The organism is Pseudonocardia sp. WMMC193, assembly GCF_021728735.1.
GTDB classification, from domain to species: Bacteria; Actinomycetota; Actinomycetes; order Mycobacteriales; family Pseudonocardiaceae; genus Pseudonocardia; species Pseudonocardia oroxyli.
Map to the genome: position 1 here is coordinate 1 of NZ_JAKKDO010000005.1, position 15,602 is coordinate 15,602.

13 protein-coding genes and 2 pseudogenes are annotated in these 15,602 nt (G+C 73.5%); 7 read left to right on the forward strand and 8 right to left on the reverse strand.

Going from position 1 to position 15,602, the window contains the following annotated elements:
* Window positions 1–248 precede the first annotated feature (248 nt).
* Window positions 249–425 (forward strand): annotated as a pseudogene (locus L3X23_RS34830) (transglycosylase family protein); the annotation flags it as partial.
* A gap of 112 nt (window positions 426–537) precedes the next feature.
* Entirely contained in the window at window positions 538–2,034 is a 1,497-nt protein-coding gene (locus L3X23_RS34835) for a serine/threonine-protein kinase (protein ID WP_237190142.1), read from the forward strand.
* A 13-nt stretch (window positions 2,035–2,047) separates the two neighbouring features.
* Here the strand turns inward: L3X23_RS34835 and L3X23_RS36520 are convergent, their stop codons facing one another.
* The 6 genes and pseudogenes from L3X23_RS36520 to L3X23_RS34865 all read right to left on the reverse strand — a co-directional run bounded on the left by L3X23_RS36520 (window position 2,048) and on the right by L3X23_RS34865 (window position 10,399).
* Window positions 2,048–3,898 carry a prolyl oligopeptidase family serine peptidase gene (locus tag L3X23_RS36520; RefSeq protein ID WP_237190143.1) on the reverse strand — a complete coding sequence of 617 codons (1,851 nt, stop codon included), beginning with the start codon at window positions 3,896–3,898 and terminating at the stop codon, window positions 2,048–2,050.
* A complete protein-coding gene (locus tag L3X23_RS34845) occupies window positions 3,899–5,665 on the reverse strand; it encodes an N-acetylglutaminylglutamine amidotransferase (protein ID WP_093089040.1) in 1,767 nt (588 codons plus the stop codon).
* Between the two features lie 60 nt (window positions 5,666–5,725).
* Window positions 5,726–8,281, reverse strand: coding sequence for a carboxylate--amine ligase/circularly permuted type 2 ATP-grasp protein (locus L3X23_RS34850; RefSeq protein WP_237190144.1), 2,556 nt, complete (start codon window positions 8,279–8,281; stop codon window positions 5,726–5,728).
* Window positions 8,282–8,431: 150 nt separating this feature from the next.
* Window positions 8,432–9,001, reverse strand: a pseudogene (locus L3X23_RS34855) (TenA family protein); the annotation flags it as partial.
* 5 nt (window positions 9,002–9,006) lie between these two features.
* Window positions 9,007–9,654, reverse strand: a complete 648-nt coding sequence (locus tag L3X23_RS34860) for a molybdenum cofactor guanylyltransferase (RefSeq protein ID WP_237190146.1) — start codon at window positions 9,652–9,654, stop codon at window positions 9,007–9,009.
* A gap of 79 nt (window positions 9,655–9,733) precedes the next feature.
* A complete protein-coding gene (locus tag L3X23_RS34865) occupies window positions 9,734–10,399 on the reverse strand; it encodes a DUF429 domain-containing protein (RefSeq protein ID WP_237190147.1) in 666 nt (221 codons plus the stop codon).
* Between the two features lie 17 nt (window positions 10,400–10,416).
* On the opposite strand from L3X23_RS34865, the gene L3X23_RS34870 reads away from it, so the two are divergent.
* The 3 genes from L3X23_RS34870 (at window position 10,417) to L3X23_RS34880 (ending at window position 12,554) form a co-directional block, all read left to right on the forward strand.
* Entirely contained in the window at window positions 10,417–10,863 is a 447-nt protein-coding gene (locus L3X23_RS34870) for a ribose-5-phosphate isomerase (RefSeq protein ID WP_237190148.1), read from the forward strand.
* Window positions 10,856–11,665 carry an Fpg/Nei family DNA glycosylase gene (locus L3X23_RS34875; RefSeq protein ID WP_237190149.1) on the forward strand — a complete coding sequence of 270 codons (810 nt, stop codon included), beginning with the start codon at window positions 10,856–10,858 and terminating at the stop codon, window positions 11,663–11,665. Before L3X23_RS34870 ends, L3X23_RS34875 begins: the two co-directional genes overlap by 8 nt.
* Before the next feature lie 79 nt (window positions 11,666–11,744).
* The gene (locus L3X23_RS34880) at window positions 11,745–12,554 is read left to right on the forward strand and encodes an Fpg/Nei family DNA glycosylase (RefSeq protein ID WP_237190150.1); all 810 of its coding nucleotides are present in this window, start codon (window positions 11,745–11,747) and stop codon (window positions 12,552–12,554) included.
* Window positions 12,555–12,667: 113 nt separating this feature from the next.
* Here L3X23_RS34880 and L3X23_RS34885 read toward each other — a convergent pair whose 3' ends face one another.
* Complete coding sequence (locus L3X23_RS34885; protein ID WP_237190151.1) at window positions 12,668–13,453, reverse strand: hypothetical protein; 786 nt, start codon at window positions 13,451–13,453, stop codon at window positions 12,668–12,670.
* A gap of 121 nt (window positions 13,454–13,574) precedes the next feature.
* Between L3X23_RS34885 and L3X23_RS34890 the strand changes: the two genes are divergently transcribed.
* Window positions 13,575–14,315: an HAD-IIA family hydrolase gene (locus L3X23_RS34890; protein ID WP_218129991.1), complete on the forward strand. Its 741-nt coding sequence runs from the start codon at window positions 13,575–13,577 to the stop codon at window positions 14,313–14,315.
* Between the two features lie 236 nt (window positions 14,316–14,551).
* Complete coding sequence (locus L3X23_RS34895; protein ID WP_237190152.1) at window positions 14,552–14,701, forward strand: hypothetical protein; 150 nt, start codon at window positions 14,552–14,554, stop codon at window positions 14,699–14,701.
* 3 nt (window positions 14,702–14,704) lie between these two features.
* Here the strand turns inward: L3X23_RS34895 and L3X23_RS34900 are convergent, their stop codons facing one another.
* Window positions 14,705–15,601 (reverse strand): intradiol ring-cleavage dioxygenase, encoded by an 897-nt coding sequence (locus L3X23_RS34900; RefSeq protein ID WP_237190153.1) that lies wholly within the window; start codon window positions 15,599–15,601, stop codon window positions 14,705–14,707.
* Between the last annotated feature and the right edge of the window lies 1 nt (window position 15,602).

Consider the following 15,602-nt stretch of genomic DNA (forward strand, 5'->3'; position numbering starts at 1 on the left):
AGCAGCTTCATCAGGTCGTAGGCGTAGGCCCGGACTGTGTTCGGCGAGTACTCCCGCACCGCCAACGACGACAGGAACGCCGACACCTCTGCCACCGGCACCTCGCAGTCGTCGACCACAGCCACCGTCGGCTCTCCTGGCCGCTCCGGTTCGCATTTCACCACTCGCATGACCGCGAACTAGATCATGAACCGTCGTCGTCTGACCTGCAGCTTCCTCGTCGTGGCGTAGGAGATGTCCAGATAAGTGGTGGCCTGCAGTTCAGCCAGGCGACCTGGGAGGACTTCGGCGGCACCGCGCACGCCCCGCGCGCCGACGCCGCGACCAGGGAACAGCAGATCGCGGTCGCCACGAAGGTCCGCGACCAGCGCGGCGGCTACGGCAGCTGGCCCGCCTGCGCCCGCAAGCTCGGACTCCCGCGATGACCCCCGCGACGACCCCCGAACAGACCCTCGCGAGCACCCCCGCGATGAGTCCCACGATGACCCCCGCACCTGGGAGCAGCGCCCCGCCGAGCCCCGCCTACCCTTGGGGGTCATGACCCCGCCCGAGCCCCCCGCGCCGTCGTCCGAGGGGGGCGCGCGCATCGGGAACCGCTACCGCCTGGAGGAGCGCATCGGCGCCGGGGCGATGGGCGCGGTGTGGCGCGGGACGGACGAGCTGCTCAACCGCACCGTCGCGATCAAGGAGCTGATCGTCGCGGGCGCCCCGATGGGCCACGGGAACGACGCCGCCGAGGAGTCCCGCCAGCGGCTGCTGCGCGAGGGCCGGATCGGGGCGCGTCTGCAGCACCCGCACGTCATCAGCATGTTCGACGTCGTGGTGCACGACGAGCGGCCCTGGCTCGTCATGGAGTACCTCCCCAGCCGCTCGTTCGCGGTGGTCCTGGGGGAGAAGGGCCCGATGACGCCGAAGGACGCCGCGGCCGTCGGCGTGCAGATCGCGGACGGGCTGGCCGCGGCGCACGCGGCCGGGGTGGTGCACCGCGACATCAAGCCCGGGAACGTCCTGATCGCCGAGGACGGCCGCGCCAAGATCACCGACTTCGGCGTCTCCCGCGCCGTGGACGACGTGCAGCTCACCCGCACCGGCATGATCGCGGGCACCCCGGCCTTCCTCGCCCCCGAGGTGGCGCGCGGCCAGGAGCCGACCAGCGCGTCGGACGTGTTCGCGCTCGGCGCCACGCTCTACGCCGCGGTCGAGGGCGAGCCGCCGTTCGGACTGGACGACAACGCCTACGCCCTGCTCCACAAGGTCGCGACCGGCCGCATCCGCCCGCCGGAGCACGCGGGCGCGCTGACCGCCCTGCTCATGCGCCTGATGGCCAACGAGCCCGGCGACCGGCCCACCGCGTCGCAGGCCAGGGACGCCCTGTCCGCGATCGCGGCGGGCGGGTCCGCGGCCGGGATGGTGGCGACGGCGCCGGTCACGCAGGTCGCCGCAGTAGCGTCCCCGCCGCCGCCGGAGGGTCCGCGCACCCTCACCGACCTGCCCGCCGCGCCCCCGCCGAGCACGCCCCCGACCCGCCGCCGGTGGGTCCCGATCCTCGTCGGCGTGCTGGCCGTGCTGGTGGTGGGCGCCGGCGTCCTGATCGGTGCGCTGCGCGCGAACACCGGGCAGCAGGAGGACCCGCCGCCGGTCGCGGCGGGGCCGACCACCACGGCCGCGCCGCGCACCACCACCGCCGCGCCGACGACCACGACGCCCCGCCCCACCACCACGACCCCGACGACGACCCCCGCGAGCGACGGCGCGGTGGCCTTCGTGCAGGACTACTACGGGCTGCTGCCCGAGGACCCGGACGCCGCGTTCGTACGGCTCAGCCCGCAGGCGCAGGCGGCCTCGGGCGGGATCTCCGGCTTCCGGAACTTCTACGCGGGCATCCGGGACGTGCAGGTGCAGAACGCCCGCAGCTCGGGGAACGGCCAGGTCTCGGCCACCATCGTCTTCACCAGGGCGGACGGCTCCACCAGCAGCGAGCCCTACACGTTCACCGTGCAGGACGACCTGATCCAGTCCTTCTCGCGGGCCTGAGCGGACCGCCGCCTCACGCCGTCTGGGAGGCCGGTTCCTGCAGGTGCGCGGTGACCCACCCCACCACCTCGCGGACGAACTGCGCCCGGTGGGCGACGGCGTGGGTCTCGTGGCCCTCGTCGTCGAAGAGCAGCAGCCGGGGGGTGGCGCCGCGCTGCTCCAGGGCCGCGACCATGCGCAGCGCCTCGCCCAGCGGGACGTTCGTGTCGTAGCGCCCGTGCACCACCATCAGCGGGGCCCGGATCTCGTCGACGGCGTGGATCGGCGACAGCGAGCGCAGCAGCTCGCGGTCCGCCACCGGGTCCCCGTACTTCGTGGTCGCCGACGACGCGATCCACGGCTCGGTCTCGGCGTAGAAGGTCTCGAGGTCGCTCATCCCGCACACGTCCACACCCACCGCGAACAGCGACGGGAACCAGGCCAGTGCGACGAGCGTGAGGTACCCGCCGTAGGACCGCCCGGACACCCCGATCCGGTCCGGGTCCGCGAGCCCGGACGTGCGCAGGAACGTGACGGCCGCCCGCACGTCGGTGATGGCGGTGAACCGCTGGTCCAGGTCGTCCGCCTGGGAGAACGCGCGGCCGAACCCGGCCGAGCCGCGGACGTTCGGCGCGAAGACCTGCACCCCGGCCGCGACCAGCGCCTGGAACAGCGGGTGGAACACCGGCCGTTCCTGCGCCTCCGGCCCGCCGTGCAGCCAGATCAGCGTGGGCGCCGCGCCGTAGGCGGTGTGGGGCCGGAACAGCCAGCCGGTCAGCCCGAGCCCGTCCTCGCCGCGGAACTCGTGCAGCGTGGGTTCGACGAAGTCCTCGACCACCTCGATCTCGCCGGGGAGCACCGCGACCGGCTCGGCCAGGGGCACGTCCAGCGCGATCCGCGTGATGCCCGGCGGCATCGTGGGGCCCTCCGACGCGACGAGCAGCGTGTGCCCGTCCCGGGTGAACGCCAGCCCGGTCACGACGTCCCCGGGCTGGTCGGAGACCGGGGAGGAGAGCCCGTCCCGCAGGTCGACGAGCTCCAGCTCGCTGCGTCCGTCGACGTTCCAGGACAGCACGGCGCGGGCGCCCGCGGGGTCGAGCGCGTAGGCGTCCAGATCGTCTCCGCCGCGGGCGGCGACCTCCCAGGCCAGGGAGACGTCGTCGTCGGACACGGTGCAGGCGAGCAGCGCGGGGCGGTCCCGACCGGCGTCGGTGTGCAGGTAGAGGACGGACCCGGTGACGCCGAACCGCGCGTCCGCGACGGTGGCGTCGTGGCCGGGCAGCAGCTCCACCCGACGCCCGGTCCACAGGTCGATCAGCTCCAGGCCGCGGCGGCCGCGCCGCCCGGTCCGCACCACGACGATCCGTCCGTCCCGGCTCACCGCGCACACCACGGCGGCGGGCCCGGAGGCGAGGACCGTCGAGGACCCGTCCCGGACGTCGACGAGGCAGGCCGTGCCGTCCCCGTCCGGGCCGTAGATCGTGACGCCGACCTGGCGTCCGCTCGGCGACCACGCACCGAGGGTGACCGCGAGCGACCCGGCGGCGATCTCGCGGCGCTCCACCCCGTTCGGCGACAGCAGCAGGACCCGCGTCCGCTCCCCGCCGCCGGGGGCGATCTGCACGGCCAGCCACGCGCCGTCCGGCGACCACGAGAGGGCCACGACGTCGCAGGCCACGGTCGGGTCCACCTCGGTGTCCAACGGCGCGGCGGGCTCCTCGCCGAACGGCGCCACCCACGCCCGCGGCCGCCCGTCCCGGTCGGAGATCCAGGCCAGCAGCGTGCCGTCGGGGGACGGCAGCGGGGACCGGTAGGAGGGGACGATCAGCTGATCGCCGAGGTCACCGGCCAGTTGGGCGCGCCGCCGTTCGGTGAAGCTCTCCACTCATATCCCCCTCTCCTGCAACCACATCTCCAGCAGTGCTACCTGCCACAACGCGTTCGAACCCAGGTTGGTGCGCTGCGTGTTCGGATCCGCCAGCATCCGCTCCAGCCAGTCGCTGCGGACCAGCCCCCGGGCCTTGGCCACGGGATCGGTGACGGCGGCACGCACCCGTTCGAGGAACGGCCCCTCCAGGTGCCGGATGGCCGGTACCGGGAAGTATCCCTTCGGCCGGTCGATGACCGCGTCCGGGACGACGCCGCGGGCCGCCTTCTTCAGGACCCCCTTGCCGCCTTCGCTGAGTTTCAGTTCTGGTGGGCACGCCGCCGCCAGCTCCACGAGCTCGTGGTCCAGGAACGGGACCCGTGCCTCGAGCCCCCAGGCCATGGTCATGTTGTCGACGCGCTTGACCGGATCGTCCACGAGCATGATCGTGCTGTCCAGCCTCAGTGCCGCATCCAGTGTGCGCTCCGCCCCCGGCTGCGCGAAATGTGAGGTGATGAACGCGCGGCTGGGATCGTGGTCGAGCAGCCACTCGGGTTCGAGGATGGAGGCCAGGTCGCTGTGCGGCCGGTCGGTGAACACGGCCTGGTAGGCCTCCACGGCCTGGTCCCGCGGTGTGGCGGCCAGCGGCGGGTACCAGTCGTAGCCGGCGAACACCTCGTCGGCGCCCTGCCCGCTCTGCACGACCGTCACCGACTTGGCGACCTCCTCGCTGAGCAGGTAGAACGCCACACAGTCGTGGCTGACCATGGGCTCGGACATCGCCGTGATCGTGTCGTCGACGGCGGGGAGCATCCGGGCGGGGTCGACCAGGATCTGCTGGTGGTCGGTCCCGAACTCCTTGGCGACGATGTCGCTGTACTCGAACTCGTCGCCCTTCTCCCCGCCGGCGGCGTGGAAGCCCACGGAGAAGGTCTTGAGGTCCCGCTGCCCCTCCTGCGCCAGCAGCGCGACGATCAGGGACGAGTCGAGGCCGCCGCTGAGTAGCACCCCGACCGGCACGTCCGCGACCATCCGGCGCCGGACGGCGGCGCGCAGCCCCTCGAGCACGGCCTCGGTCCAGTCCGGCACGGACAGCCGTCGCTCGTGGACGGGGGTCCAGTAGACGTGGTCGGAGAACGTGCCGTTCGCCTCGTAGGTCCGCACGGTGGCGGGCGGCAGCTTCCGGACGCCGTTCAGGATCGTCCGCGGCGCCGGCACCACCGAGTGGAAGGTCATGTAGTGGTGCAGCGCGACCGGGTCGATGGACGTGTCGACCTCGCCCGCCGCCAGCAGCGCCGGCAGCGAGGAGGCGAACCGGATCCGGCGCGGGCCGGGGGAGTAGTACAGCGGCTTGATCCCCAGCCGGTCGCGGCCCAGGACGAGCCGCCCGGTGTCCCGCTCGGACACCGCGAACGCGAACATCCCCTTGAAGTGCTCCACACAGGCCGCGCCCCAGTGCGCGTAGGCCTTGAGCACGGTCTCGGTGTCCGAGTTCGAGAAGAACGTGTGCCCCGCGGCCTCCAGCTCGGTGCGCAGCTCGCGGTAGTTGTAGATGCAACCGTTGAACACCACGGCCAGGCCGAGCGCCGAGTCGACCATCGGCTGCGCCCCGCGCTCCGACAGGTCGATGATCTTCAGCCTGCGGTGCCCCAGCGCGACCGGCCCCGCGGCGTGCACCCCGGTCCCGTCCGGCCCCCGCCGTTCGAGGGCCTTGGTGATCCGCGCGACCACCGCCGGATCCGCCGCCTCCCCGTCGAACCGCATCTCGCCCGCGATACCGCACATGTGCCACTCCCTACCCGTGCGCGGCGAGTGGTGCCAGAGCACCACTCGCCGCGCACGACCTCAGCGCAAGATCCAGGTGTCCTTCGCCCCGCCGCCCCGCGACGAGTTGACGATCAGTGAGCCTGCCGGCGCGACCCGGGACAGGGTGGCGGGCACCACGTCGAGGTGCGCGTTGCCGCCGTACTGGCTCTGGAAGACGAACGCGCGCAGGTCGACCGCGCGCGGCTCCAACCGGCGCCCCGAGAAGGTCGGGTGCGTGGAGAGCTGCACCATGTCCTGCGCCACCCACCGCGCGGGCTCGGCGCGGATCTGCTTCTCCACCTCGGTGAGCTCGGAGCGCTCGGCGTGCGGGCCGATCACGATCCCGCTGCCGCCGTAGCCGTCGACCGGCTTGAGGACGAGCTCGTCCAGCCGGTCGAGCACCTCGGCGCGCCGCGCGTCGTCGACGCACGGGTAGGTCGGCACCGAGTCGAGCAGCGGCTCCTCGCCGAGGTAGAAGCGGATCATGTCCGGGACGTAGGCGTAGACCAGCTTGTCGTCCGCGAGCCCGTTGCCCAGGGCGTTGAGCAGCGCGACCCGCCCCTTGGCGACGGCGGCGGCCAGGGCCCGTCCGATCGGGCGCATGTCCGCGCCGCGCGAGGACATGAGGTCCTTCTCGTCCATCCGACGGTAGAGCGCGGAGAGCCGCCGCTTGCTGCCGACCGACACCAGGTAGACGCCCTCGTCGGTGACCTGCAGGTCCCGCGGGGTGACCACCGGGACCCCCATCTGCGTGGCGAGCAGCTCGTGTTCGAAGAACGCGGAGTCCGACGGGCCGGACGAGAGCAGCGCCACCTCGTCGTGCCCCGGGGTGCCGGTCTCGGTGGCGGAGAGCAGCGCGGCCCGCAGCCGCCCGGGCACGTCCTCCAACCCGACGACGCCGGTGGGCGGCTCGAGATCGCTCATCACCGACCGCACGAGCCGCCGGGACATGATCGAGTACCCGATGCCCGAGGGCACCCGCAGGTTGTCCTCCAGGACGAGCCAGTGGTCCGGGGCGTCTCGGACCAGGTCGATCCCGGCCACCGCGATCCGGACGACGTCCGCGGGCACGATCTCGCCGTTGCGGTGCCTGCCGGGTGCGTTGTCGAGCACGGCGGCCGGCACGATCCCGTCCCGGACGATCCGGCGGTCGCCGTAGGCGTCCCGCAGGAAGTGCTCGAGGGCCTGGACGCGCTGGCCGAGGCCGGGTTCCAGCGTCTGCCAGTCGTCCGCCGTGATGATCCGCGGGACCAGGTCCAGCGGGAACAGCCGACCGTCGTCCCCGAAGGTGACGCCGCGGGCGCGCTGCTCGGTCGCCAGCGCGGCCTCGGCCGCGACCAGGCCGCGCGGCCCGAGCCGGTCGAGCGCCCGGAACATCCAGCCGTAGGCGGGCAGCACGGTGCCGCCGTCGGAGACGGCCTCGTCGAAGGTGGCGGGGTGGTAGTCCTGCAGCAGGGCCTGGGCCAGCGGCGCCTCGACCGGCGGGTCGATCGCCAGCAGCCTGCCCTGGGTGTTCTCGATCAGGGCGTCGACGACGTCCACCAGCTCGCCGCGCCGCCCGTACATCCGCCGCTGCCGGGCCGCCCCGGACCCGCGCAGCAGCGTGCCCTGGGACAGCTCCAGGACCTGCTCCCAGTCGCCGAGCTCCTCCAGCTGCGGGCGCAGGCTCTGCACCAGCTGCCCGACGAGCAGCGGCGGGCTGACGAGCGTGGGCCCCGCCAGGTCGACGAGGTCGCCCTCCAGCCCGGACCGGGCGGCCCGCCAGGCCGCGGCCCGCAGCAGCTCCTGGCTGACCGCGGGCAGCGGCTGCCCCGCGTCGATCTCCTCGCGCGCCCGGCAGACCAGGGCACGGAACAGCCCGGCGATGAGCACGACGTCGTCCACCTCGGTGCACGCGTCGCACACCCGCAGCTCGACGGTCGGCACGTGCGCGCTGGGCCGGATGTCGAAGTAGAGCATCCCCGGGTCGGAGATGGTGCCGCTGGCGATCAGCTGAGCCACCATCGCGTCGTACTCGGCGCCCGTCTCGACCATCGCCGGCGGCCCCGCCGTGGGCCAACGCGACCACACCATGCTGCGGTAGCTGGCGTAGCCCGTGTCGTGCCCGCGCCAGTACGGGGAGCTCGCGGAGATCGCGAGCAGGATGCTCAGATACGGCGCCACCCGCCGCACGACCTGCACCGCGGTGTCCCGGTCCGGCACGTCCACGTGCACCTGCGCCCCGCAGATGTGCTGCTCGCGCACCAGCATCTGGTACTCGTGCTGCATCTTCTCGTAGCGGGCGCCCGCGGAGATGTCGTCCCCGGTCAGGTCGACGAGCGGGACGGTGCCCGCCGCGACGATCCCGAGCCCGCGCGGGCTCGCCACCGACTCCAGCCTGGCGCGGAGCCTGCGGAGGTGTCCGCCCAGCTCGTCGAGGGTCTCGCAGACCGGGGTGTTGGTCTCGACCAGCGAACGCTGCAGCTCCCGCGCGAACTCCGCCCCGTCGAGCTCGGGGAGCAGGACGTCGACCTCCGGCGCGGCGCGCCGGGTCGTGAGATCCACGACGTGGAACTCCTCCTCGACCCCGAGAAGGGGTCTCCCGGCGGCACTCATGCGAGTGACGCTAGGTGCGAATTGTTACGGGCGCATAGCCCCCAGACGGCCGCCACACCCGCTTGTACCCACCCCGGCGCCCCCTCAGCCGTAGGCCGCCTCGAAGAACGCCAGCTCCAGATCCACCGCCTCGCCGAACCGCCTGCTCACCCGGACGACGTGCGACGAGTGCGCGGCGGCCCGGTCGAACTCGGCCCGCAGGAAGTCCACCCACGCCGCGAACGCGGGGCCCCGGTGCAGGTCGATCCACTCCGCGGCGATCGGGTCGGCGGGCGTCGGCGCGTCGCGCGCCGCCCAGTCGAGGTAGAGCCACTCGGCCACCAGCAGCACGGCGAGGATCTCGGCGTAGCTCGCGTCCGCGCGCGCGGTGTCCATCAGCTCGACGAACCCGCGGGTCGGGGCGGCGAGCCCGGCCGTGGCCTCGGTTTCGGCCGAGACGCCGAGCGTGCGGAACGAGGACAGGAAGAACTCGTGCTCGTCGCCCGCGACCAGCCCGACCTGGCGGGCGTGGACCACCCGCGCGGCGGGATCGTCGCAGGTCGCGACGGCCGCGCCCATCAGGGCGAGGAACGCGTCGCAGAACTGGAAGTCCTGCACGAGGTAGCGGGCGAGGACCGTCCGGTCCACCGTGCCCGCCCACAGCTCGTCGACGAACCGGTGCCCGACGGCGGCGGCCCAGGTCTCGGCGTGGGTCCTGCGGAGCTCTTCGGAGAACGACACGGGGATCAAGTCTCGCCGACGACCGTCGCGTACTCGTCGGGGGTGTTGACGTTGACCAGTGACCGCAGCGCGGGATCGGCCGCGGCCAGCGCGGGATCCGCCAGCAGCTCCGCGGCCTCCACCCGGCGGACGTCGACGGTCGCGAACAGGTCGGGCGGTCGGCTGCGGCCCGCGGTGAGCAGGTCGGCGACGGTCGCGGCGAGCCCCACCCGGTACGCCGCGGCGAGGGGCTGGTGGTGGCCGTGCGCCACCGGGAGCAGCACGTCGTGGTCCCCGAGCAGGTCCAGCACCCGCCGGACGTAGGCCGGGTGCAGCAGCGGGAGGTCCACCGACGCGACGAACGCGGCGTCCGCCCGGCCCGCCACCGCGGCGAGCCCGGTCGCGATGCCCTGCAGCGGCCCGCGCCCCGCGACGGGGTCGGCGACGGTCTCGGCGCCGGTCGCCGGCAGGTCCTGCCCCGGCGCCCCCACCACGACCACCGGCCCGACGACGCCGCCGACGGTCGCGACGACGTGCGCCAGCAGGGGCGTGCCGCGCCAGTCCAACCACGCCTTCGACCGGCCCATCCGGGACGAGCGTCCACCCGCCAGCACGATCCCCGCCGCCCGCACCCGGTTCCCCCTGTCGTCGCCCCGCCGCACGGCTGCCAGCATGCCGCAGGCTCCTGCCCGGCCCGGCCCTGACGCTCGGGACGCCCAAGCACCGCTCAGCGACGCTTGGGACGCCCAAGCGTCAGCCGCCACCCACCACCGGAGCCGCGATCCGCATCACCCGCCCGTCCGCGCCCAGCTCCCCGCCCAGCATCTCCACCTCGCCCGCCGCGACCCGCTCGGCGGTCCAGGCGCAGGCCAGGGCGTCGAGGCAGTCGTCGAGCCGGGCGCCTGCGGGGAGGTCGGTGAACACCGACGGCGACACCCAGGTGCCCAGCGCGGCGAGCCGTCTGCCGACCCCGCGGGCCGTCTTCTTCGAGGCGAAATCACCGGGGAGCAGCCCGCGGAACGCCAGCTCGGGCGAGGCCTCCACGACCGTCGGCGGCAGGTCGACGGACAGCCAGTCCAGGATCTGCCGCCGGATGTTCCAGGTCTGGATGCTGATGCCCTTGCCGGTGAGCCGCCGCGCCACCGCGACGGCCTCGGCGTGCGAGGCGGCCTGCAGCACCGGCAGCGGGGGCGCCGGGAAGATCGACGACCGGGCCCGGCCCAGCCGGGCCGCGGCCAGCCCGTCGCACGGTCGCCACCCGGACACCGGCACCGCGAGCGGGATGTCGACCGCCACCGCGTCGCAGCCCGCCGTCAGCGCGACGACCTCGGCGGCCGAGACCACGACGTCCCACCGGACGGGTGCGAGCCGGACCACGACCCACCCTCCGGGCACCCCGTCCACACCGGCGACCCTCATGAGGCAGGATTCTCGTCGTGCGCGTCTACCTCGGCAGTGACCACGCCGGTTTCGAGCTCAAGGCGGCCCTGGTGAAGCACCTGGGCGGCAAGGGATACGACGTCGTGGACGTCGGCGCCCTCACCTACGACCCGGAGGACGACTACCCCGCCTTCTGCATCGACACCGCGCGGAAGGTGGTGAACGACCCGGGCAGCCTCGGCGTCGTCATCGGCGGGTCGGGCAACGGCGAGCAGATCGCCGCGAACAAGGTGAAGGGGATCCGCGCCGCCCTGGCGTGGAACGTCGACACCGCGAAGCTGAGCCGCGAGCACAACGACGCGCAGGTCGTCGGGATCGGCGCCCGCCAGCACACCGAGGCGGAGGCCTTCGCGATCGTCGAGGCCTTCCTCGCCACCCCGTTCAGCCACGGCGAGCGCCACCAGCGGCGCATCGACCAGGTGTCCGCGTACGAACGTGCCTGAGGGCCACACCCTCCACCGGCTCGCCCGCAGGCACCAGAAGCTCTTCGCGCGCAGGCCCGTGCGGGTCACCAGTCCGCAGGGCCGCTTCGCCGACTCCGCCGCCCTGCTCGACGGCCAGGTGCTCACCCGCGCCGAGGCCCACGGCAAGCACCTGTTCCACACCTTCGCCGCGGACCTCGTGGTGCACGTCCACCTGGGTCTCTACGGCACGTTCGACGAGGGCGAGCTGCCCGCGCCGGAGCCTCGCGGACAGCTGCGGATGCGGCTGGTCGGGGAGACCCACTTCGCGGACCTGCGCGGCCCCACGGCGTGCGAGCTGCTCACCCGCGCCGAGGTGAAGGCCATCCGGGAGCGTCTCGGCCCCGACCCGCTGCGCCGGGACTTCGACCCGGACCGGGTGTACGCCCGGCTCGCGAGGAGCTCGAGCCCGCTCGCCACGCTGCTGATGGACCAGAAGGTGATCAGCGGCGTCGGGAACGTGTACCGCGCCGAGCTGCTGTTCCGCCACCGCCTGGACCCGCAGACCTCCGGCCGGGCGCTGGACCGGGGCACGTGGGACGCGATGGCCGCGGACCTCGTCGCCCTGATGAAGGACGGCGTGCGGAAGGGCCGGATCGACACGGTGCGACCGGAGGACGACCCCCGGCGCAAGGGGCTCGCCCCGCGGAAGGACCGCCACGGCGGCGAGGTGTACGTCTACCGCCGGGCCGGGCTGCCCTGCCACGTCTGCGGCACCACCGTGCTGACCGTGACCCACCAGGCCCGCAACCTGTTCTGGTGCCCCACCTGCCAACCCTCGTGAGCGGCGATGGTCGCCCTGGCGACCATCGCCGCTCACGGGTCGACGCGCGGGATCGGCGGGGTGCGGGCAGGCTCGGGGGATGCCCGAAGGCCACACCGTGCACCGCATGGCCCGCCTGCAGCGCCGCCGGTTCGCGGGGGCGCCGGTCGCGGTGAGCAGCCCCCAGGGCCGCTTCGCCACGGACGCCGAGCTGGTCGACGGCCGGGTGCTCGCCGCCGTCGAGGCGCACGGCAAGCACCTGTTCCAGCACTACGGCCCGGATCTCGTCGTGCACGTCCACCTGGGTCTGTGGGGTCGGTTCCCCAACCGGCGGCTCCCCCTGCCGGAGCCGCGGGGCCAGGTCCGGATGCGGATGGTCGGCGAGACCCACTACGCCGACCTGCGTGGACCCTCGGCCTGCGCGGTGCTCACCGACGTCGAGGTGAAGGCCATCCGCGCCCGCCTCGGCCCCGACCCGCTGCGCGCCGACGCGGACCCGGAGGAGGCCTGGCGCCGGATCTCGCGCTCCCGCGCGCCGCTGGCGTCGCTGTTGATGGACCAGAGCGTGATCGCCGGGCTGGGGAACGTCTTCCGGGCCGAGACCCTGTTCCGGTGCGGCCTCGACCCGCAGCGGGCGGGCCGTGACCTCGGCCGCGAGCGGTTCGACGCCCTGTGGGCCGACCTGACCGACATGCTGCGGGCGGGGGAGCGGGCGGGCCGGATCGAGACGACCTGCGTGCCCGGGGGCGACGACGGGAACAGCGCCTGCGCTGGCGCGGTCTACACCTACCGCCGCGCCGGGCGCCCCTGTCTGGTGTGCGGCACCCCGATCGCCCGCACGACCCACCAGGGCCGCAACCTCTTCTGGTGCCCCCGGTGCCAGGCGGCGGACGACCCCGGAAAGCACTGACCGGCCCGGGACTGAGCGCTCCGGGCCGGTCTGTGTCGCATGGCCGGTCGTGCCGGCCGAGGTCTGCTCCGAGCATGGATTACCCGATCATCGGATTCGCAAACCCCCGATGATCAGAAGTCGAACCCTCCGCCGAAATCTCCGCCCCCGCCGAAGTCGCCTCCGCCGAAGTCCCCGCCACCGAAGTCGCCACCGCCGTCGCCGCCCATGTCGCCGCCGTCGGCCCCCATGTCACCGCCGCCCATGTCCTCGGCCTGCGCGTCCGCCAGGCCCTGCTCGTAGCCGCCCGCGTAGGCGCTGCCTGCCATGCCGGAGAACATCGCGCTGAACAGCAGCGCCGACCCGACACCCCAGGCGCCCGCCACCAGCGCCGGCTTCCACCACGGCTCGGAGTACCAGCCCGCCGGGACCGGCCGCCCCGCGACGTTCCCGCCCGGGTAGTAGTGCGAGTTGCGGTCCGAGGGGTTCGGCGAGGCGCTGTAGCTCTGGCCCTCGACGTCGACGTTCCGCTCCTCGGTGACCGCGCCCGCGCGCTGCTGACCGGGCAGCGGCGGCAGCTCGGGGCCGGGGTCCATGTCCATGGCCAGCCGCGCGGCCCGGACGTAGTAGAGGCCCTCGTAGGCGGTCTCGGTCACGCCGCGGGCCTGCGCCGGGGTCTTCGCCTGCTCCATCTGCGAGCCCGCGGCGTTGTAGCGCTCGGACGCGTCGGCGAGCGCCTGCTTCGCGGCCTCGTTCGTGCCGATCAGGTTCAGCACCTGGCCGCCGAGGCGCTCGAGCCAGCGGCGCGCGTCGGACTTGGCGTCCTCCAGCTGTGCGGCCTGGCCCGCGCCACGGTTGCGGACCAGCCAGATGACACCACCCACCACGGCGAGCAGGATCAGAATGGTCACGAGGTCCACGGGTCTCTCTCCCTGTACTCCGAATCGTCTACGGAGATAACGGACGAAAGCCCGCGTCCGTTCCCGGGGCTACCCTGCCAGGGTGTCCGAGAGCAAGCCCGTCGAGGCCTGGATGACCGACATGGACGGCGTGCTCGTCCACGAGGGGAACATCATCCCCGGCGCCGACGAGTTCGTGAAGCGTCTGCGCGAGACCGAGACTCCCTTCCTGGTCCTCACCAACAACTCGATCTACACCCCGCGCGACCTGCAGTTCCGGCTGCGCAACACCGGCATCGACGTCCCGGTGGAGTCGATCTGGACCTCCGCGCTGGCCACCGCGACCTTCCTCGACCAGCAGCGCCCCGGCGGCTCGGCCTACGTGGTGGGCGAGGCGGGCCTGACCACGGCCCTGCACGAGATCGGGTACGTGCTCACCGACTCCGCGCCGGACTACGTGGTGCTGGGGGAGACCCGCACCTACAGCTTCGAGGCGGTGACGACGGCGATCCGGCTGGTCGAGGCGGGCGCCCGGTTCGTCGCCACCAACCCGGACGCCACCGGGCCGTCGAACGAGGGGTCGCTGCCCGCGACCGGCTCGGTCGCCGCGCTGATCACCCGGGCCACCGGGGTGGACCCCTACTTCGTGGGCAAGCCGAACCCGCTGATGATGCGCGCCGCGCTCAACCGTCTCGGCGCCCACTCCGAGACCACGGTGATGATCGGGGACCGGATGGACACCGACGTCGTCGCGGGCCTGGAGGCGGGCATGCGCACGGTGCTGGTGCTCAGCGGGATCATGCGTGCCGACCGGGTGGACAGGTACCCGTACCGGCCGAACCGGGTGGTCTCGTCCATCGCCGAGCTGGTCGACGACGTGTAGCGGTCGGCCCAGGTGGTCCACGCCGGCGGGCACGCCGGCGTGGACCGGCGGCCGGTGAGGGAGGGGTGTCTCCCGGCCGCGGGAGGGGCGCCCCGTGTCCGCCCGGTCACCCGTTCGGGTACTCGGCGCCTCGGGGGGAGACTCGCCGGGCTCTCACGCCGTGTTACGGCGCGTTCGGACCATTTCATCATGCTCCGGACTTGCGAATCACACACATGTGATTACCCTCGGACGTCATGAGTGACACCGTGTGGTGGAGCTGCCCGGAATGCGGTTCCTATGCCGAGATGTCCGGCGAGGAGACGGCGGGTTTCGCCGTCGAGTGCCCGGACTGCCCGAGCCCGATGGTCTCCCAGTGGGTCTGGGACGAGCCGAACGCCGCCTGATCCTCAGCGACGTGGTCCGCCCGGAGCCCCACCGCCGGCCGACGGGGTGGTCCGGGTGTCGATCCGGACCGGCAACGAGACGGCGTAGCCGCCCGTCGGGTCGCCGGTGACGGTCGCCAGCTGGGACGCGCCGCCGTCGTCGCCGAAGACACCGTCGGTGTCGAGGCTCAGCTCCGCGAGGTTCGGCACCGAGGACGCGTAGCCGGACTGTGCGTAGACCGCCTCGCAGACGTCCCGCGGCAGCGCGACCTGCGAGGTCGCGACGGCGTTCGCGGAGTCGGTGATGCTCGCCCCGTCCGGGTAGACCTCGAGGTGCACGTGCGGCCACCGGCCCGGGTAGCAGGCCGGGAAGACGCTCGTGAAGCGCACCGTGCCGTCGGCGTCCGCGATCTGCACACCGCGCAGGTAGTTCTCGTTCTCGACGCCCTCGGAGTAGAGCGAGTAGCGACCCTCCCGGTCGCAGTGCCACACGTACACGGCCACACCCGCGAAGGCCGAGCCTCCGTTCGCCAGGTCGGCGACCGTCAGCTCCAGGGTCATCGGAACGCCCTCGGCCGTCGCCGACCCGGTGCCGATGCTGGAGCGGATGTCGCTGCGGACGATCCCGCTCTCGGCCAGCGCGTTCGGCCCGTTGGAGCCGTCCCCGGGATAGGGGCCCGCGGTCTCGTCGGGGATCTCGCCCGCGCTCGTGGTGGCCGTCGCGGCGCTCGACGTCGTGGTGCCCGCCCCGCAGGCCGCCAGACCCAGGGTGGCCGCCCCGACACCCAGCACGCGCAGCATCCGCCTGCGCCCGAGCAGCGTGCCCATGTCGAACGCGAGCCCCTGGTCGACGACCTCCTCGTCGGGTCGGGGGAGGCGGCGGCCCCGGTAGGCCGGGGAGTGCGACATCTCGTTCGGCATG